The organism is Rhodoferax sp. U11-2br, from assembly GCF_018619435.1.
Lineage (GTDB): Bacteria > Pseudomonadota > Gammaproteobacteria > Burkholderiales > Burkholderiaceae_C > Rhodoferax.
In genome coordinates this window covers 66,077-85,732 of sequence record NZ_JAHFZF010000014.1, presented here as the reverse complement: position 1 = coordinate 85,732, position 19,656 = coordinate 66,077, and the positions used below count along the sequence as shown (strand labels likewise).

The following is a 19,656-nucleotide window of genomic DNA, read 5'->3' as shown; positions in this document are numbered from 1 at the left end:
AAGCAGGCACATTTAAGGGAAACGGCACAACATGGCAAACATTTTGGTGGTGGATGACGAACTGGGGATTCGTGATTTGTTGTGTGACATCCTCAACGACGAGGGACATACCGTCGAATTGGCCGAAAACGCTGCACAAGCGCGTGCTGCCCGGCACCGTGAGCGACCTGACTTGGTGCTTCTGGACATCTGGATGCCTGATACCGACGGCGTCACCTTGCTCAAGGAGTGGTCTGCCACCGGTGCGCTGACCATGCCGGTGATCATGATGAGTGGTCACGCCACCATCGACACAGCGGTGGAAGCCACACGTATCGGCGCGTTGGCGTTTCTTGAAAAACCCATCACCCTGCAGAAGCTTCTCAAAGCGGTGGAGCAGGGCCTGGCGCGGGGCTCACCACGCAAGCAGGCTGCGCCACTGCCCGGTCTGATGAGCCCACGTGTCGACAGCCTGATCAAGGTCAGCGAGATCGTGGGTGTAAATCATGAGGCGGTGGCCGATCTCGGTCCGCAGTCAACGCAGAATTTCATGCTCGACAAACCCTTGCGCGAAGGTCGTGACGAGTACGAAAAGGCTTACTTTGAATTCCATCTGACCAAGGAGAACGGTTCCATGACACGTGTCGCGGAAAAGACCGGTCTGGAGCGCACGCACCTCTACCGCAAGCTCAAACAGTTGGGTGTGAATCTGTCGCGTACAAAACGCAACTGAAAATCTGAGGCCTTGGCCCAGAACTGCGCATTCAAACTGCTATACTATGAGGCTTAGGCCCGGTAGCTCAGTCGGTAGAGCAGAGGATTGAAAATCCTTGTGTCGGTGGTTCGATTCCGCCCCAGGCCACCATATTGGAACCCGCATGAAACCTAGGTTTTATGCGGGTTTTCCTATTTCTACTCCCCACTTTTTTTGAAATCCATGTGCAAAATTGCTGCACACGTATGTGCATTTCTGCGACTGCTAATTGGGTGACGAGCGGCCTGTCCCCTCCAATAAAGCTGATCGAGGTGGCAGTTGCACGGTGATAAAGGTTCCTTCTGACTAAAAAAAAGCACCCTGAGGGGTGCTGTGAATGGCAAAAGGCTTGCGGTTTAGATGCTCTAGTCAGGCAACGAATGGCTTTGGCCGGTCCGGGAAGCCATCTCAACAGAAGGCGCGGGCGTCTCGTCCAGCATGGCTGCAGCAATGCTGGCCACCACGCCCGTTATCAGCGCGTTGCCCATCAGACGGGCGCGGGCGATGTCGTTCACCCCGTCCAATTGGGTGAATCCTCGGGGGAATCCGTTCAAGGCTTCAAGCTCTTCGGGCACCAAGCGGCGCAGACGACCGTTCGCACCCCGCACAACGTGCTTCGTACGTGAGGCTGAGGTTCCCCCCTCGCTCGTGATGATGGTGCGCGATGGCCGGTCCAATGCATCGGGGAAGGCCATGGCCCCCTCGGTGAAGTTGTAGGCGAAGCCGGTGGCGCTCACGCGCGGGACGGCCTTTGCACCCTTGGCGTATTCCCACTGAGAAATTGATGCGTCGGGGATGTAGAAGCTCTCAGGCACGCTCTGGGTCTGGGCCACTACGTCGCCCAAGGTCAGCGGCAGGGCCTGCCCGGTAAACGCTGTGAAGTCCTGCAGTTCGACAGCACGGACCTTGCCGGTGTAGACTCGCCCGCCAATGCACACGCCAGCGTTCGCAAACTGTGACTTGCCGCCATCGGCAGCTTGATAGCGCTCCTGGGCTGCATAGACATCTCCGCTCAGCTCGAAGCTGGTAACAGCATGGGCTAGTTGTACCGGCAATGCCTGGGCCAAGGGCGTTGCATCAACCAGCAGCTCGGACAGGTCGCCCGTGGTTGCTTGCTTCAAGCGCTGGAACTGCGCCGTGCTTTGATGCACCGCGACGATAAAGACCCGCTTGCGCCGTTGAGCAAACCCATACTCGCCACTGTTGACCACCTGCCACGACACGCCGTAGCCCAGGGACTGCAGACTTGCCAAGATGATGGCGAAGTCGCGGCCAGGGCAGGCAGACGGGCTGCTAATGAGGCGGTCCACGTTCTCCAGCAAGACCTGCTGCACAGGCTGACCAGCGGCAATGCGGGCCTGCAGCATGCGGTGTATGCCCCACCACAGTACCCCTTTTTTGCCCTCGATGCCCTCGCTCATGGCGCTGGGCTTGGCAACGCTGTAGTCCTGGCAGGGAAAGCCCGCCACCACCATGGTGGGGGCTAGGGCGTGTATGCGTGCCATTTCCGCACTGTCATCCAACACTTGCATCATGTCGCGGCACACGGGTGCAAGCCCAAACTGTGCTTCATAAACGCGGGCAGCGTGCTGGTGCTTTCCCTTGGGTTCCCATTGATTGGCGTAGACAACATTGAATGCACGGGGTAGGCCGCGTGCTTGGCGTTGCTGGTTGGCTTGCTCCAGGCCGAAATGGAAACCACCGACACCAGCGAAAAGCTCAATGACGCGATGGGTTGCGGGGGTAGTGGATGTGCTGGCTTGCGCGCAGTTGGTTTGCATGAACGTCTCCGGGTTGCATCCCGGCGACGACGTACAAAAGTGGATTGCGAAAGCAAAAACTTGTAAGACTCAGTGCGGCGTTGTGTGCCGGGCTGAGTCGTAAAGCCAATGGGTTTTAGCCTTTCTCGAAACAAAGCAAGGAAAAGTCGAAAAACTTGATCTCGCTTGCGAGATCTGACAAACAAATCGTTGGCCGCCCGCAAAAAAGTGGGGGTTTTTTATATGTGGTCGCTATACGTTTGCGTACGGTGGAGAGGGCTCAACACCACGCGCCCGTACATAGCGACAAGCGTGAGTCATGGTCGCGGCGCCGGGTGGTACAGCAAGAGGCGCGACGGGGACGGATGCGAACCGCCCATAAGTCATGCTGTGCAACGTGGGGACGCATCCCACCGTTGCGCCTGAAACGACGGGCTGGCTCCAGCATCCAAATTTCGAGGCAAACCACATCCCCCTGCAGCACCGTGCGGGTAGGGGGGTGTTTTGCCTTCTCTCAGAACTTCACCAACATCCAACAGCTGACAACCTTGGTTCTAGTTAAAAGCTGATACAAAAAACAAAACAAGGTTGGTACGTAAACCTGCTATGTATGTTTCTGCATCTAACTTTGTGTAGGTGGTTTTGGCGTCTCCCGGTCCTGCAACGAGAAAGGGTGACTCGAAGGCCACCCTTTTCGCTGTCACGACTGCGCCACTACATAGCGGGCAGCATTACGTCGGACCACAAATTGCCGTCCACCTGTTCACTGGGCACCAAGCTGCGGGATATGGGCAGCAGGGCAACGTTCACCATTTGTAACTGACCCTCGCGGATGGCATGGTCTCGGTAGGCCTGTTGAAAACTGGCAGCCATATGACGTAGTGCGTCCATGTTCGTCGCCACGACAGTCACTTGGCGCAGGGGATAGTCCGGGGTAATCATCGTCATTTTGTCCAGGTCAAGATGACGGCTGCAAAACGTGACGATGGACTTGCGCGCGTTGATGGACTTCCAGGCGTTTTCGCACTCGACCCATATGGCTTCGCCTTCTCCCAGCAAAATACCGTCGGGCTGCTTACCATCAAGCACTCTGACCGGGCTGCGGTCGGTGGAAATCTCGTGCTCCGTAATCACTTCCCAACCGTTGCGCAGGGCATCAATCAGAACCCAGTTGCTGCAAGCGCGATGCACCGGGTTGCCTAGGGCGAGGCCTTGCCCACTGCCTGCATCAACACCTTCGCGTTCGTTAAGGAAGCGAGCCCCCTTGGCGGAAAGCAGATAGACATCGCCTCCCTGTGGCAGAGCCCGCCTGATGACCATGCAGTCATCTTGCAATGCCTTTAGCGTACGACGGGCCATCGGCCATGCTTGTGAGGCATCGCCCCAAACCAGCCTGGCAATCATCCGACTTGTGAGCCAACCAAACCGATGCAGGTATCGGCACAGCGTCAGGCGGTTGCGTTCGCCGACGATGCGCTTGTCCAGTGGCGTTGCCTCGGCTTCGCAATCGAGGGATGGGGTGAGCGCAGCTTGCGCGAAGAGGGAAAGATTGTCGTTGGACATTGGTGTCTCCTTGTGTCTGTTGCGGAGCACACTCTTGTGCTCCTGCTGTGTGTAGCTACGCCTCACAGCCGCCACATTGAGGCGCCAAGCGCCTGCCTCGCAGGCACAAGGGAGACCGCCTATCACGCCCTTTCCACGCCTGGACGGTGTGCCGGTCGCTACCTGCCTAGGGGCAGGTCACGGCTGAATACCGCGCCCCCCTTGGCATCTGCGATGTCGGGGCAAGGGGAAAAGCCGTTGGCGGTGGCGGCACAAGCCCGCCCCTTAACGCGTAGCGGTCGCTACGGTCTGGCGACTCTTTTCCCCTTGCCCCGTCCTCTAGACCGGGGGGCGGGGCGATGCCCCCAGGCTTCGGCGCAGGTTCGGCTGTGCTCACCGTGCGCCTACCCGTCCGCGCTGGGGCGCGGTCGCCACTTGACCAGTGGCTCGGGCCTGGCTCCCCCAACCTGGCTTGTCGTCGCTGGAGCGACGAGCTGCACCAGGGGTTTGCGCGCAGCGATGCGCTGACCCCGCCGTCATTCCGCGGCGGTTCCCCCAAAGCCCAGAGCCCACGCGCCGCACTACACAATCCAGTCAGGGCGGAAGGCGCGGCGTGGGCGTAGCAGTATCTCGGAATCGCGTGATTCCTGAAAAATGCATTCTTCGGCCAACGTAGCATGTGACCATTTGTGCCTCATCGCGGTAGTCAGTTCTTCTGATGTGTGCTCGCGCTGGGGATGGTAGTGTTCTCCGCAACGGCTTCCTGTGTGCGACAGCTCTTCCAGAAAGTCCTCGCCCAACAGCAGGACGGAGATGGCCGTATAGGTTTCGGAGGCAATGATGAGAGGCAGAGCTCCCTCTGCGGCCTGTTTGTCTATGCTCGCTTGGAGGGCACTCAACTTGGCGAGAAAGGACTTGCCAGCGCATGTCCAGCTAACAACCAGGTCGCGCCTACGCAAATCCGCAGAAGTGTGTGCCACGGCTTTTGGGGTTACGTAGGGAAGAAGATAAGTCGCTTGGTCAAGCGCGGTGGGGAGCCAAATTACAAGCGCAGGGCTGTGATGGAGCCCGCGCGGAATCAGGGTCGCAAAGTTGCGGGAGGCTATTACAACAATCGATGGCTCATATAGTCCTTTGCTTGCTGTGCGGACAAATGTGTCGTAGCCCATGTCAAGCTGACACAGGTCTTGGGTGGCCGCAGTCCAAGGGCGGTTTTTGAGCTCTGCAATTGCAGAACGAATTTTGTCTGTCATGTGTATCTCTTCCTTTAGAAGCACCATCAAAATCGATGGCATCAAGAGATAGAGAGCGGTGTTTAAATTTGCGTACGTCTGATCGCAAAAAATCGCAGCCGTGGACCCTGTAAAAAGGGGGGAGTGGGCGCTTATGACAACTGGTTTACTCTGGAGACGACCGTCTTGCCCTTGGACAGGTGCGATACTTCCTGCTACGCAGCAGACCCCCCCTTTTCTTCAATGAATCACCTGTTTCAAGCCTTGACCGTCCGTGTGGACGAGTGGCGCAAGGCCCGATACGAGTGCCCAGACTTCCCGGCAATCGGTGAAATTCTGGATTTCGCGCTGGAAGACCCGGCTACCGACCAACTCAGGTACTTGCGCCGGGCGCAGTTCCGGGCACTTGAGACCTATTGGTATCTGCGGTTGGTGCTGAAAACCCCGCGCATTCCTGACCTGTACGCCACCCTGTTTCCGAAGCCGAAGGACCGGCGCGAGGCCATGGGCCTGACTTCGCGCGAAATCGTGGACATGATTGCCGACGATGGCTTGGACGCGGTTCTAGAGCTGCTGCAATCAGACAATGCGTTCGTCCGTAAGCACGGACTGGAGAGCCTGCGCGAGACCTTCTCGCTGGATTACCCCAGCTACATCCTGGCGTTAGCCATGGGCGCGGGCAAGACCATCCTCATGGGCTCCATCGTTGCGACCGAGTTCGCCATGGCCCTGGAGTACCCGGACGGCCCGTTTGTGCAGAACGCATTGGTCTTTGCCCCAGGCAAGACCATCCTCAGTGCCCTGCGGGAACTGGCGGACATCCCGTTTGAGCGGTTGTTGCCCGCACGCCTGCACAAGCCGTTCGCGGCCAGCCTGAAGCTCACCTTCACGCGCGACGGTGACAAGCAAATCCCCATCACCTTGGGCAGTAGCTTTAACGTCATCGTCACCAATACCGAGAAAATCCGCATTCAAAAACCCACGGTGCGCAATTCGGCACAGAGTCGGCTGTTCGCGGGCACCAAGGACGAAGAGGCGACAGCTATGGCCAATTTGCGCCTGCAAGCCATCGCCTCATTGCCGCACCTGGCCGTTTTTTCCGACGAGGCGCACCACACCTACGGCCAGAAGCTGCTGGGCAAGTGGGAGAAGGACAAGGAATCCGGCGAACTGGTGTTCAAGGACGACGGCATCAAGAAGGTGCGCCGCACCATTGACTACCTGGCGCAGGAAACCAACCTTATCGTCACCATCAACGCCACCGGCACGCCGTACTTCGAGCGGCAACCCTTACGGGACGTGGTGGTCTGGTACGGGCTGGGCGAGGGCATCCGTGACGGCGTGCTCAAAGAGCTGGCCAACGGCATCAAGGTGCTGGAGCTGGGGGACGGTGATGCTGAGTACATGGTGCAATGCGTGGTCGATGACTTCGTGACGGACTATTGGGCCGTCTCGCTGGAGACGGGGGCCCCCGCACGTCTGGCCCTGTATTTCCCAAACCTCGAAACCCGCGACGAGTTGCGACCCGCCATTGAGTCCGCGTTGCTGGCCCACGGCATCGGCCCGGACACCCTGCTGGCAGTAGACAACAAATCCAGCGAGGCGACCCGGCGCAGCTTTGAAGCCGTGGCGCGCGAACCAGCTGCACCGCACCGCGTCATGCTGCTGGTCAACATGGGCACCGAGGGGTGGAATTGCCCCAGCCTGTTTGCCTGTGCGCTGGTGCGCAAGCTCGCCACCAGCAACAACTTTGTGCTGCAGGCGGCCACCCGGTGCCTACGCCAGGTGCCAGGAAATACCAAGCCTGCCCGCGTGTACCTGACGGCCAGCAACAAAAAGACACTGGAAGACCAGTTGACCGAGACCTACGGTACCAGCCTCAAGGCGCTGGACATCCAGCAGGCCGAGCGGGTTGAAAAGACCATTCACCTGCACAAGCCGCACTTGCCAGCTTTGCTGATCAAGAAACGCGTGCTCCGCATCCAGCGCAAGGCAGTCCCCGCTGATGTAGCGCCATTGGTATTCTCCTTGCCCGATGTGTCTGCACCCGTTGGCCCTGTGGTTCAAACGTGGAGCCCGGTGCTCACCGCCAGCGGTGACACTCGCATGCAACGGCTGGATGCCGCCGACGTGCTGCTGGAGTCGTTCACTCCGGTTCTGGATTGCTACACCGCCGCCGCCAGACTGGCGGCATGCCACCACCTGCCCACCACCGAACTGCTGACCGCACTTCGCCAAGTCTACGAAACACAGGAAGTGCCTGACCACCATCTAGATGCCCTGGGGCAGCAGATTGAGGCGCAGCGTAACCAGTATGAAGAGGCATGGGACGAAATTGAGGTGGCTGTGGCGCTGGTCAAGGCCGATGGCTTCGATGTTGCCGAAGTCAACGGCAAGCCGGTCTATACCGCCCGCATCAGCTTTGACAAGAAGAACCAGCACCTCTATAAGACGGCAAACGAGACCGCCGACGCTGCACACGCCCTGCTTAACAGTTTCCACTATGAGGGCTACAACTTTGACTCCAACCCAGAGGCCGAGTTTCTGGACTGGACGCTGGGCCTGCTCCAGGCGCACCCCCACCAGATTGAAGGCCTTTGGTTCACGGGCGGCCTTACCGATGCCGGTAAGACCGACTTGCGTGCCGAGTACCTGGGCGACGATGGGCGCTGGCACACTTACACGCCGGACTTCGTGCTGCGCCGTGCAGATGGCAAGCACCTTGTGGTTGAGGTGAAAAACGACAAGCTCAGCCCGGACATTGATGCGGATTTGGCCCGCCACGCGTTGGGTGAAGCTGCCCAAACGCTGGAAGGTCGCAAGGCTGTGGCTTTGAAACGGTGGGAACAGCTCAATCCCGACCGCCTCAGTTACCACGTCATGTTTGCCAATACTGCTTTGCATGACGAGGGCAAAAAGACCGTGCTGGACTTCATCACCGCCAAAGTAATTGCCGCGCCTGCGGCCACCTGATAGACCGTTATGACTGAACAAGCCAAGACCAAGAAGAAGCCGACAGACGTGACGGTAGGCCGCGCCAAGGGGCGGCCTATGTTGAGTTGGGTAGGCAAGAAGCCGCTGGGCCGTGTCACTGCGTTCCCTGCTCAGCATGTTGAGCGATTCAGTGCGGAGGATGCCGCACACCCCTTGCCCCCGAGTTCTGCCGATTGGTCCAAGTGGCCCAAGGACTTGCCGCAAAGCGGCCTGCTGTATCACGGGGATAACAAGGAGGTTTTGGCGCACCTGCTGGCAAACGGCTTTCGAGGGCAGGTCAAGCTGATCTACATAGACCCGCCGTTTGACAGTGGGGCGGACTACGTACGCAAAGTGCAATTGCGTGGCCCCAAGGGTACGCTCAAGATTGACGGTGAAGACTATGCGCTGGGCGAGCAGGTGCAGTACACCGACATCTGGAGCAATGACAACTATCTGCAGTTCATGTATGAGCGGCTATTGATGTTGAAGGAGTTGCTCACAGAGCATGGCACGCTTTGGATTCATTGTGACTATCACCAAAGCCATCATTTGAGATGTCTTGGCGAAGAGGTATTTGGTTCCGGAAAGTTGATCACGGAAATCATTTGGAAGCGCGCCTCTCCACGAGGAAATGTTTCCATGGGGTTAAGCGTTGCAACCGACAGCATTCTTGTTTTCTCTCCGTCTGACGAACCGGAGTGGCACCCCCCGAGATTGAAATATACAGATGACTACTTGGCCAGATTCACGCAGGCGGATGCTGATGGGCGCCGCTTTACGCTGGACAATATGGTGAATCCCAACCCGAACAGACCAACCCTGACTTACGATTGGAATGGTGTTAATAGAGTCTGGCGCGTGCGAAAGGAGCGCATGCAGGAGCTTCACGATGCCGGGCGTATCCAATACACGGCAAATGGAGTAGCACGCTACAAGAGGTACCTTGATGAGTTGGAGGGCCAGCCGCTGACTACTCTCTGGGATGACATTTTTCCGATTAACTCACAGGCTGAGGAACGCGCTGACTACCCAACACAAAAGCCGGAGAAGCTAATAGAGCGGATGCTTGAAATAGCAACATCGCCAAGCGACCTCGTGCTGGATTGCTTCATTGGCTCCGGGACGACAGCAGCTGCGGCCCAAAAGCTCGGCAGACGCTGGATTGGTTGCGACATCAACAAGGGTGCAATTCAGACCACTGCCAAACGCTTGCAAGGCGTTATGCGGGAGCAAGCAGTGGTGCTATCCAGCGCATCACAAGGTGATTTAGTTGCCCGTGACGATGCACCGCCTGTGCCTTGCCAGTTGACGTTCTCCACCTGGCGCGTGAACGACTACGACTTGCACATCCAGCACAACGAGGCCGTTGAACTGGCATGCGAGCACCTGGGCATCATGCGCACCCGCACCGACCCGTACTTTGACGGTACGCGCGGCAAGATGCTGGTCAAAATCATCCCCTTGAATCATCCGCTCACGCCGCTGGACTTGGAGGCTCTGCGCTCCGAACTCAAGAACCGGCCAGAAGAAGAGCGCGACTTGTTGGTTGTGAGTCTGGGACAAGAGCACAAGGCGCGCGAATGGGTGGAGCACTACAACCACAACCGGCCTATCAACAAAATCCACTTGATTGAGTTGCGTACTGACCGCAAGGCAGGGGGCTTCATCAAGCACGAGCCGATGTCGGTGCAGGCCAGCGTTCAGCGTGAAGGTGACAAGCTGATAGTGACGATTGCCGACGTGGTATCGCCCAGCATCATCGCGCGGCTGGATTTGCAAGAGGGCATTTTCCGAGCACAGATACCGGACTGGCGTGCAGTGGTGGACTGCGTTCTCATTGACGCTGATCACGATGGAGCCGTTTTCAACGTGACCCTTGCTGACGTGCCCGAGCGAAAGCAAGACCTTGTAGCTGGACGCTATGAGTTGGCAGCGCCTCCGGTTGGGTCAGTTGTCGCCGTGAAAGTCATCGACATGTTGGGTGAAGAGCGGATTGTTTCGCTGACGGCGTAGCTCGTCCCTGGGTTGCAAACTCCGAGCGATACGGCCTGTTGGCCGTCCGGGCTTTACGTGCTGCGCACGCCGGGCCTGTAGTCCCGGCCTAACGGTAGCAATCCCTATCGCGGTGCCACTCAAGGGGGAATGTGCAACCTGTGGGCTGCGGCATGGCTTGCCCACAGTCCGCACATACCCCCGCCGCCTGCGTTGGCTCCCCCAAATCCACGCCATTGCTTTCGCAACGACGTTACCCCATTTAAGAAAGGGGCCAAAGGCCCCTTTCTTAATAGTCAAAATCATCGTCTCGTACGTCACAGAGCATCTCAAAAAAGGCGTCCTCCACCTCAGCACATGTGGCGTTTAAACGCACGTGCATGTCAGGGAAGCGCGACATGTGCTCTTCCCCCTCGGTTTTGGACAGAATCCATAGGCTGGTGCAGGTTGGCCCGCCGTAGCTAAAGCGGTCGCCGGATTGTTCAAAATAATATGTGGTGTCACCACGGGTTGTTTTCCAAGAGCTTTTCATAACGCTATTACTTCCAAAATTGTTTAAACCTGTTGCAGAGTGGCTGTCGCGAAGTGCGGTCAGTCATTCCGTGTATTGACCGGTGTTTATATTTTTTGAAATATTTTCAGAAAATTTGATGGCGGCAGGAAAACAAGCTACCAATGCGGGCGCTGCCAACTAAGGGGACTCCCCCTCACGCCGGGCAAGCGTGAAGTCTGCGACCTATCTGGCGGCCTCCCCCATCTTCCTTGCGTGCAGACCGGGTGATACCCCTGCGCCAGATCGCGCTTGCCCTTGTTACCCCCAGTTTCGCCAACGGGCAGGTTTGCATGAGATATGCAAACCAAACCCGAAAGGAATACCCCATGGAAAACCAAGCGAGCAACCAATCCATTGACCAGGCAGCAACGAACGACGAGAGCGCACCGTTCGGGTCGGTCGTTTTCGGTTACTCCAGGGCACAGGCAATTTCAGATGGTGTGCTTGTGGATGTGTCTGTGATGGCTAAGGAAGCCGGGTTCAGCGTGCCCGTGGCACTGACCAGCGCAGCCTGGTCTGATTGCGTTGAATGGGGTGACCGCGATAGCAGTCGCCAAACTCATCAAGACGAGTCTGGGCGGTTGTGGGACGTTCTCTGGATTGCGCACTTGGCCGCGCGCCTTGCGCAGGGAGGCACCGTTGCTTTCACCTTGTACCGCGTGCCACGCGGTGGCAGGGGACGCATGCCGCGCAAGGTGACATTGCACATGCATATTGGCCCCGGCGATGCAGCGGAGCCGGTCATTACAGTGATGATGCCGGGGGAGGATTGAGGTATGGGTATCTGGAATTGGCTTTTCGGCGGTGACATGCCCCCCGTCACCCCTGACATTAATCCCGCAACCGGGTTACCAATGTTGGGCGACATTGGCGGGATGGATGTCGGGGGCAATCCATACGGGTTGGACTTGCACCAGTTTGGCGACCATGGCATGCTTGACGTTGGTGGTGGTATCGATGTGGGAACAGGCACTGGAAGCGACGGGCTGTATTAACCACTGGGCCTCACGCCGTTTTTATCTTGGGCTGGGGGGGGGCCTTTTTGGTGGATTTGCTGCGAATTTCGAGCAGGGTCCGCATGCGGTCACTTTCGGTAGAGCCAAGGCGGTCTGCAACCGTGCTGATTTTTTCAAGAGCGTCAGCTTGGTAGAGAAGCTCGTCGCCAGTGTCGTCAAGGTTGTCCGCTTTTTCCTCGTTCCTGGCATGTACCAGATACAAGTCGATAAGCGCCGTTGGCAGGCTAATGGCATTTGTTAGCTTGCCGCATCCGAGGCACGCGGTCGGGAACGTCGCCTTGTCAGGGTATTCTCTTATCACTAAAATAAAATCTTTCTATGCACCTTTGATATGCTCTGGTGATTGTGGCTATGTTCAGTGCATTTAATTGTGCTACACGTACTTGATTCATATGCATGTGGTGTGAGCAAGCGCTGGGGCTGTTCACAAGGGATGCTAGGGCTAGTGTGTTGTTGGAGGGCCGGTTCCGTTTTGGGTGATGAGAATTTTTTGCATTTCAACATCTAATCCCAAGCTTGGAGCGTTTCCGAAAAAGCAACAGTTTTCTGCAAAAAAGCAATTTATTGATGCAATTTCCCTAGCGGAAGTGCAATACTGTCCAATTAGGGACCAAAGTTCAACACTAGGAGTGTGACGAATGAACGAGGAAGACTTGAAGGTAGCAGATTTTCAATCGGTGAAGTCTGCGAAGGAAGCAGCAGTAAGACATCTCAGTTTTTTTCATAATATGGACGCAAAGAGGCGAGCACCCTCTCCTCTGCACCATGAACGCAAGGCATCGGCCGGTAATCGAGTGAGACAAAGAGTGCCTAGTTAGCGTTGTGGGTGGAAGCCTAGAAACATAGGTGCAATAGTGGGGAGGGCGGTATGCTGTATAGCCAAGGTGACTATGCGCGTGAACAACTTGAAGACGAGCAGCCTGATGTTGGTCGAACTGCATTTCGAAGAGACTATGGGCGTCTTCTGCATTCACCAGCAGCGAGGCGTTTGCAAGGTAAGACGCAGCTGTTCCCTGGTCATGAATCGGACTTTTTTCGAAACAGGCTGACTCACTCCTTGGAGGTTGCTCAAATTGCAAAAGATTTGGCGATCCAGGTAAACGTGCAATGCCCGGCTTACGAGGCCAATCCAATAGATGTTGATTTGGTAGAGTTTGCTGGGCTGGCCCATGATCTCGGACACCCGCCGTTTGGCCACAATGGCGAGAAAGCTCTTGATGATTGCATGAAACAATTTGGAGGGTTTGAGGGAAATGCTCAGACACTGCGCATTCTGTCGACCGTCGAAAAAAAGGTTGTGCGTAGTCATCCATATCGTTCGCCAGAGACCCCATTCGATGATAAAGGTCGAGACGTGCGACTCGGGCTGAATTTGACCTATAGGACGCTGGCCTCTGTCCTTAAGTATGATCACGAGATAAAAACGAAGCGGGTGACCAAAGAAAAGCTTGAGAAGGGATACTACGCTTCCGAGGCAGCACTGGTTGCACGCATAAAAATGCATGTCGGGGAGCCGACAAAAGGGAAGAAGTTCAAGACTATCGAGTGTCAATTAATGGATGTGGCCGATGACATCGCTTATTCGACTTTTGACCTCGAGGATTCAATGAAAGGCGGCTTTACACATCCTCTAGCAATACTCACAAAAATACATTCAAACCAAAAATTAGTTGAAGGTATCCTCAAAAAACTCAGAAAGGAAGTCCCTGAAGCTGATTATTTCGATGTATTTGATGCATTTAAAGACCTATTCCATATGTGGGAGGGTGAAGTGCCAGAGATGGGGTATGTGATTTCAAAAAAGATTGCAAATGATGGATTTCTTCGCACGGCATTTACGTCCGAGCTTATTGGTAACTTTATGCGGGGAATTTCGGTGAATGTTAAAACTGATAGTCAAAGCAAATTTGGTCAAGTCGAAATTCGACCGGATATCAAGATAAAAATCGAAGTTCTAAAGCATTTTAATTATCTTGTTAACATTATGTCTCCCAGACTGAAAGTCGTCGAATATAGAGGGTATGAACTAGTAAAGACAATATTTAAAATGTTGACAACTGATGGTGGATATCAACTTCTTCCTGACGATGTTCAACAGATGTACCTTGGTCTGAAGGGGAAAGCTGCAAAATATCGTGTTGTTTGTGATTTTGTTGCTGGAATGACAGATAGGTACGCAATTGAGTTCTATAACCGTCTCAAAGAAACAGGCCCATCAATATATAAACCAATATGAGGCAGTGTACGGTTTCAGCTGCTCCTAAAAGCTTTGTCGTGTTGATTTTCTATATCTTGACCTTGTGGTCAAAGCTTAGTTCGTTTATGGGTGTACTCGGTGGTCGGAGCCAGGTAAATATTGCGTTCTAAAAATCTTATGATTTCCACCTAGCCGTTAGGAGGCAATGTTCGCTGTGGCGCGGACTCGCCCTATAGTTGAGATTCCACATCTCCTGACTTTGGCGGTGGTTTGGCTTGGGGTCAAGTCTCGGCAGCTACTGGCCCGATTGACTGCACTCATGGGCATCACGCCCCTTTTCCTCTGGGCGGAGGAACAGGCTTTTTGGTGGAATTGGCGCGAATTTTCAGCAGGGTGCGCATGCGGTCGCTTTCGTTGGAGCCAAGGCGGTCCGCGACCGTCCTGATTTTTTCAAGAGCGTTAGCTTGGTAGAGTAGCTCGTCGCCAGTGTCGTCAAGGTTGTCCGCTTTTTCCTCGTTCCTGGCATGTACCAGATACGAGTCGATAAGCGCCGTTGGCACCCCCATGGCCTTTGCCAGTTCGCTACTGCGCTCCTTGCGTCGACCCTCTTCCAGGGCTTCCAGTTGGGGCAAGAACCGGACGTTACGGGCCGACACGTAAATTTGCATGGACGTCGGGCTGTGGTGTCCAACCAGCGCCATGATGCGGGAGTCGTCCAGATCTGAGCTTTCGACCAGACTGGAAATGAACTCGTGCCGACCATTGTGGGTGCGCAAGCCCTTTGGCAAAAGCTCTTCCTTTTTCATGTCCCGCACTGCACCGCTGTAGGGGAGGGGTGTAATTTCACCCTCGCGGCTCAGGGTGGGAAACACCCAATCGCTTGCCCCGAACTTATCGAGCATATTGATGGTGATGTCTTCCAATTGGGCAGACAGCAACGCCATGGCGGCTTTTGTCAGTGGCACCGTGCGCGGCATGCCTTTGTATTTTGTGTTTTTGAAAACCACTCGGTGCTGATCTAAGTGGATGTCATCCCACTGGACATTGACCCATTCCCCAGGCCGTGCCCCAGTTTCTCGTACCAGCAAGGCCAGCCGCGCGACCGCACGGAAGCGGTATTTCGGATGCGCCAGAATTTTCATGAGCGCTCCCTGATGCCCGGGGGGCATGCGGTGAACGGTTGGCAATTTGCTGGGGCGCTTGATGCCAATGGCAACGTTTGCCACCACGATATGGTGTTTTCGGCAATAGTTCAGGACGGAGGACAGGGCGGCAACTTCGTTGCGGATGGTGTCCGGTGCCTTGCCGGCTTTGGTCCTTTTCACAATGAAGGCGTCAATGTCATCGGCTGTCAGACCTTTCACTGGTTTGGAGCCCAGGACCTGCAGCACGGGCTTGATGTGGGTTTCCTCAGAATTGCGGGTGTTGGGCTTTTTTTCCAGGTAGTCGCGCGTCTCCTTATAGAGTCCCCAGGCATCATCCAGAGTGATGCTGCGCGTTTTCTTTGCCGCGGTGCCGGTCGCTCCGCCCGTGTGGAGCTTTAGGGATGCTTCCGCGTCTTGGCGCGTCTCAAACACCTCATCAATCTGCAACGCTGCACGCCGGACTTGGAGCCTAAATCGGCCAGAGGGAAGCTGCTTAATGCCCATGTGCAATGCCTAAAAACTATGGTGTACAATTGCTCTGTGTGCAAACGTGTGCAATTAGACCACCCAGATACTCAATGACGGCGCGAAATCAAAAGATTTTGCACATGTCGTAGGATTGAAAATCCTTGTGTCGGTGGTTCGATTCCGCCCCAGGCCACCAGAAATGGTAAAAGCCCATCCCTGTGATGGGCTTTTCTTTGTGCCACATTGTTCCTCGATAGCTCAGTTGGTAGAGCGCCGGACTGTTAATCCGTAGGTCCCTGGTTCGAGCCCAGGTCGAGGAGCCATATTTTTTGTGATGTAAAAGAAACCGAGTGGAGTGGTAGTTCAGTTGGTTAGAATACCGGCCTGTCACGCCGGGGGTCGCGGGTTCGAGTCCCGTCCACTCCGCCAAAAGTGATGAATGCGGGAATAGCTCAGTTGGTAGAGCGATACCTTGCCAAGGTATAGGTCGAGAGTTCGAACCTCTTTTCCCGCTCCATATGTTTAAAAAGCCCGTCCTTGCGACGGGCTTTTTGCTTTCTGGCGCCAGACGTAACAAAGACCCGGCGCTGTGTCTGTGCGTGAGCCCCCTTGCTGGCGCGCGCTCAGGGATAAGTGGTCTGCGGGGGGGGCGAAGGTCATGCCCCAGTCAGGACCTTGATCGTGCGTGTGGTGGCGCACGGTGAACCCAAAAGCCTCACTCTACGATGGTCTTTTGACCTGTCCTGGAGTGCATATGAGCTATATAGATACAAACGTTCCACCGGTGTCCATCGTGACCCCGCAGTTTCTCCACCGTGAAGCGGCCGTACAACTGGAAAAAGCCGTCAAGCACCATCGTCAGGCGGCATTGCTGCACGAAGCCGGTGATGCCAGGCAAGCCGAAACACACGGCAGCATCGCCTACAACCACACGGCGCAGGCGCTGGAGGTGAGTGGACGGGCTCTGAACGTTCTGCTGTGGTAGACCTACCTGTGCCGTTGCGCACGGTTTGAGCATGTCTTGAGTCGGTGTCTGGCTTCGGTGCTGGATGGGCTTTCGGCAGATCGATAATTCCGCACCACACAAGGAGTTGTCATGCCCATATACGAATACGCCTGCGGCGATTGCGGTCACAAGTTTGAAGCCCTGGTTCGTTCAGACACCGTGCCTGAATGCCCGAATTGCCAATCCAAAGCGCTCGAGAAACAGCTGTCGGTGTTTGCCACCACAGCCTCCGGCCCAGACATGGCGGCTATGCCACCGGGCCCCTGTGGCGGCTGCCCGAACGCGGCCGGACCGGGTGGCTGTTCGCTGCATTGAATCCGCGTCCGCACGTCCATGGGCCAAACGGGGTGAACTGCCAGCGCAGAGCCAGATAGCAGACGGCTTTCTACAATAGCGTTATGACACGCCTGACCTATACCCGCGCCCAACAGCTGCCTGCCCTGCTTGAACAACGTATCTTGGTGCTTGATGGCGCCATGGGCACCATGATCCAGCGCTTCAAGCTTGACGAAACCCAATACAGGGGTGCGCGTTTCAAAGACTTCCACAAGGATGTCAAAGGCAACAACGAGCTGTTGAGCCTGACCCGCCCGGACGTGATCACCGACATCCACGAGCGGTATCTGGCCGCGGGTGCTGACATGATCGAGACCAACACCTTTGGCGCCACCCGTATCGCCCAGGCTGACTATGACATGGCGGATCTGGCCTTCGAGATGAACTTGGCGTCTGCCAAACTGGCGCGCGCCGCTTGCGACAAATTCTCGACCCCTGACAAACCGCGTTTTGTGCTGGGTGCGCTCGGCCCCACGCCCAAAACCGCCAGCATCAGCCCCGATGTGAACGACCCGGGTGCACGTAATGTGACGTTTGAGGAGCTGCGCGCCTCCTACTACGAACAGGTGGAAGCGCTGGTGCAGGGTGGGGCGGACGTGTTGTTGGTCGAAACCATTTTTGACACCCTCAACGCCAAGGCCGCATTGTTTGCCATTGACGAGTTTTTTGAGGCCAGTGGTGAACGCCTGCCGATCATGATCAGCGGTACCGTGACCGACGCCTCGGGGCGGATTCTGAGCGGCCAGACGGTGACTGCCTTCTGGCACAGCGTGCGCCATGCGCAGCCTCTGGCCATTGGTCTGAACTGTGCCCTGGGTGCCACGCTCATGCGCCCCTACATCCAGGAGTTGAACAAGGCCGCACCCGACACCTTCATCAGCTGTTACCCCAATGCCGGTTTGCCCAACCCGATGAGCGACACCGGATTTGATGAAACTCCGGATGTGACCAGCCGCCTTGTGGGTGAGTTTGCCGCAGAAGGTCTGGTCAACATTGTGGGCGGCTGCTGCGGCACCACACCCGCCCACATTGGCGCCATCCACGACAAGGTGGCGCCCATGGCTGGGCGCACGTTGCAAAAAAACGTGTTTTACAAGGAAGCGGCCTAACACGGATGGCCCCAGGCGGCCACCCCCAACGCCTTGCTGACATCAATGCTCCCCTGCGGCGAGCTGGACCAAAGACACGCTGGTCTGGCCGCCGGTCTGACTAGGCCCGCCTCCGCTCCTTTTTCACCTGATTGAACCCAAGCACAGCATGCAGTCTCTCCAAGAATTTTTGACGGCCTTTTTCAGTTTCAAGGCCTATGTGATGCTGCCCATCATCATCTTCTTCATTGCGCTGGCAGTTCGGTTGCCGCTGCGCCAGGTGGTGCTCAGCACGGTGAGCTTGGCTGCGGGTTTTGCCGGGGTGTTTATTGCCTTCAACTTCTTTGTGAGCAACATCAGCCCAGCGGTGCAGCAACTCACCAGCGTGCGCGGGCTGAGTTTCCCGGTGCTGGACGTGGGCTGGCCGCCTTTGGCTGCCATTACCTGGGCCTCGCCGCTGGCGGCTATTTCGATCCCGCTGGTGCTGGTGGCCAATTTACTCATGCTGGCTTTGGGCTGGACCCGCACCATTTACATCGACATCTGGAACTACTGGCATTTTGCGTTGATGGGTGCGCTGGTGATGTCGGTCACTGGCAGTATGGCGCTGGGCTTGTCAGCCGTGTTGGTGATTGCGGTGTTTTGTTTCAAGATGACCGAATGGACCGCGCCCGATGTGGAGCGCGAAACCGGTCTGGTGGGTATTTCGGCCTCCCCAGTCTCGGTCAACGGACTGGTGCCTTACGCCGTGTGTGTGGACTGGCTGCTGGATCGCATTCCGGTGCTCAAAAACCTGAACTACAACCCCCACAGCAAGGGTGACGAGCCGTCGGCCGGCAGTGGCCTGGACATGCTGGGTGAGCCGATGATCATTGGTGCCGTGATGGGTTTGGTTTTGGCCATAGCTGCAGGTTATGACTTGGGTGCCACGCTGGAATTGGCGGTGCACATTTCAGCGGTGATGTTCTTGTTGCCCAAGAGTGCCGGGCTGATTGGTGATGCGATGATGCCGGTGACCGTGGCCTTGCGCGACCAGGTGACGCGGTTTTTCCCACATCGCAAAAATCTGATTGTGGCGATGGACACCGGTTTTCTGATGCACCACAAATCGGTGATGGTCACCGGGCTGATTCTGATGATGCTGGCGGTGCTGATTGCGCTGGTGCTGCCTGGTAACAAAGTCTTGCCGCTAGGGGATTTGCCCAACCTGTTCTCGGTGATGTCCTTGTCGGTGCTGATTTTTCGCGGCAATGTGTTTCGCGCGGTGGTGGCCGGTGTGCCGGTCATCATCACGTTTTTGCTGATTGCTTCCAATATGGCGCCGCTCTACACCAAACTGGCCAGAGAGACACCGTCTTTTGATTCTGCCGGACTGGGCCTGATCACCGCGTTTACCGACGGCGGGCACCAGGTGCGTTTCCTGATTTATTCGCTCTACCGGGGCGAGTTGTGGGCGATGCTGTCGCTGCCTTTGTTGTTGGCGGCGATTTATATGGTGTGGTGGCGTTTTCAAAGCAGCACCCCCAAGTAAGGCGCTGATCACGCACCAATCGCCCGCTTTTGGGCGCTTGAGAGGTCTTCGTCTTTGGCTTGGGAACAGCCAATCTAAAAA

Annotated in this window: 15 protein-coding genes and 4 tRNA genes; 14 read left to right on the top strand and 5 right to left on the bottom strand. The window is 56.3% G+C overall.

Annotation, left to right across the window (positions count from 1 at the left end; genetic code table 11):
* The first annotated feature begins 31 nt into the window (after positions 1-31).
* Together KKO72_RS10995 and KKO72_RS10990 are read left to right on the top strand one after the other, a co-directional pair.
* Positions 32-712 (top strand): response regulator, encoded by a 681-nt coding sequence (locus KKO72_RS10995; protein ID WP_078365483.1) that lies wholly within the window; start codon positions 32-34, stop codon positions 710-712.
* Positions 713-768: 56 nt separating this feature from the next.
* Positions 769-844 (top strand) — tRNA-Phe (locus KKO72_RS10990).
* A 254-nt stretch (positions 845-1,098) separates the two neighbouring features.
* Here KKO72_RS10990 and dcm read toward each other — a convergent pair.
* The 3 genes from dcm to KKO72_RS10975 form a co-directional block, all read right to left on the bottom strand.
* Entirely contained in the window at positions 1,099-2,514 is a 1,416-nt protein-coding gene (dcm, locus tag KKO72_RS10985; protein WP_251140588.1) for a DNA (cytosine-5-)-methyltransferase, read from the bottom strand.
* 693 nt (positions 2,515-3,207) lie between these two features.
* Positions 3,208-4,056 (bottom strand): hypothetical protein, encoded by an 849-nt coding sequence (locus tag KKO72_RS10980; protein ID WP_214938182.1) that lies wholly within the window; start codon positions 4,054-4,056, stop codon positions 3,208-3,210.
* Positions 4,057-4,616: 560 nt separating this feature from the next.
* Positions 4,617-5,288: a hypothetical protein gene (locus tag KKO72_RS10975; protein ID WP_214938180.1), complete on the bottom strand. Its 672-nt coding sequence runs from the start codon at positions 5,286-5,288 to the stop codon at positions 4,617-4,619.
* Positions 5,289-5,510: 222 nt separating this feature from the next.
* Between KKO72_RS10975 and KKO72_RS10970 the strand changes: the two genes are divergently transcribed.
* Both KKO72_RS10970 and KKO72_RS10965 read left to right on the top strand, forming a co-directional pair.
* The gene (locus tag KKO72_RS10970; protein ID WP_214938178.1) at positions 5,511-8,240 is read left to right on the top strand and encodes a DEAD/DEAH box helicase family protein; all 2,730 of its coding nucleotides are present in this window, start codon (positions 5,511-5,513) and stop codon (positions 8,238-8,240) included.
* Positions 8,241-8,249: 9 nt separating this feature from the next.
* On the top strand, positions 8,250-10,256 hold the full coding sequence (locus KKO72_RS10965; RefSeq protein ID WP_214938176.1) for a site-specific DNA-methyltransferase: 2,007 nt from the start codon (positions 8,250-8,252) through the stop codon (positions 10,254-10,256).
* A gap of 268 nt (positions 10,257-10,524) precedes the next feature.
* On the opposite strand, the gene KKO72_RS10960 is transcribed toward KKO72_RS10965, so the two are convergent.
* The gene (locus tag KKO72_RS10960; protein WP_214938175.1) at positions 10,525-10,767 is read right to left on the bottom strand and encodes a hypothetical protein; all 243 of its coding nucleotides are present in this window, start codon (positions 10,765-10,767) and stop codon (positions 10,525-10,527) included.
* A 347-nt stretch (positions 10,768-11,114) separates the two neighbouring features.
* On the opposite strand from KKO72_RS10960, the gene KKO72_RS10955 reads away from it, so the two are divergent.
* The 3 genes from KKO72_RS10955 (at position 11,115) to KKO72_RS10945 (ending at position 14,040) form a co-directional block, all read left to right on the top strand.
* The gene (locus KKO72_RS10955; RefSeq protein ID WP_251140587.1) at positions 11,115-11,561 is read left to right on the top strand and encodes a DUF6573 family protein; all 447 of its coding nucleotides are present in this window, start codon (positions 11,115-11,117) and stop codon (positions 11,559-11,561) included.
* A 154-nt stretch (positions 11,562-11,715) separates the two neighbouring features.
* Positions 11,716-12,045 carry a hypothetical protein gene (locus tag KKO72_RS10950; protein ID WP_214938173.1) on the top strand — a complete coding sequence of 110 codons (330 nt, stop codon included), beginning with the start codon at positions 11,716-11,718 and terminating at the stop codon, positions 12,043-12,045.
* Positions 12,046-12,672: 627 nt separating this feature from the next.
* Positions 12,673-14,040: a deoxyguanosinetriphosphate triphosphohydrolase family protein gene (locus tag KKO72_RS10945; RefSeq protein WP_214938171.1), complete on the top strand. Its 1,368-nt coding sequence runs from the start codon at positions 12,673-12,675 to the stop codon at positions 14,038-14,040.
* Between the two features lie 287 nt (positions 14,041-14,327).
* Here the strand turns inward: KKO72_RS10945 and KKO72_RS10940 are convergent, their stop codons facing one another.
* A complete protein-coding gene (locus KKO72_RS10940; RefSeq protein WP_214938169.1) occupies positions 14,328-15,650 on the bottom strand; it encodes a tyrosine-type recombinase/integrase in 1,323 nt (440 codons plus the stop codon).
* 211 nt (positions 15,651-15,861) lie between these two features.
* Between KKO72_RS10940 and KKO72_RS10935 the strand changes: the two genes are divergently transcribed.
* The 7 genes from KKO72_RS10935 to KKO72_RS10905 all read left to right on the top strand — a co-directional run bounded on the left by KKO72_RS10935 (position 15,862) and on the right by KKO72_RS10905 (position 19,575).
* A tRNA-Asn gene (locus KKO72_RS10935) sits at positions 15,862-15,937 on the top strand.
* Between the two features lie 29 nt (positions 15,938-15,966).
* Positions 15,967-16,043: transfer RNA gene (locus KKO72_RS10930), tRNA-Asp, on the top strand.
* Positions 16,044-16,055: 12 nt separating this feature from the next.
* Positions 16,056-16,131 (top strand) — tRNA-Gly (locus KKO72_RS10925).
* 237 nt (positions 16,132-16,368) lie between these two features.
* A complete protein-coding gene (locus tag KKO72_RS10920) occupies positions 16,369-16,599 on the top strand; it encodes a hypothetical protein (protein WP_214938167.1) in 231 nt (76 codons plus the stop codon).
* 111 nt (positions 16,600-16,710) lie between these two features.
* Positions 16,711-16,935 (top strand): zinc ribbon domain-containing protein, encoded by a 225-nt coding sequence (locus tag KKO72_RS10915; protein WP_214938165.1) that lies wholly within the window; start codon positions 16,711-16,713, stop codon positions 16,933-16,935.
* 83 nt (positions 16,936-17,018) lie between these two features.
* Positions 17,019-18,065, top strand: coding sequence for a homocysteine S-methyltransferase family protein (locus KKO72_RS10910; RefSeq protein ID WP_214938163.1), 1,047 nt, complete (start codon positions 17,019-17,021; stop codon positions 18,063-18,065).
* Positions 18,066-18,213: 148 nt separating this feature from the next.
* Entirely contained in the window at positions 18,214-19,575 is a 1,362-nt protein-coding gene (locus tag KKO72_RS10905) for a PTS transporter subunit IIC (protein ID WP_214938161.1), read from the top strand.
* The last annotated feature ends 81 nt before the right edge of the window (positions 19,576-19,656 follow it).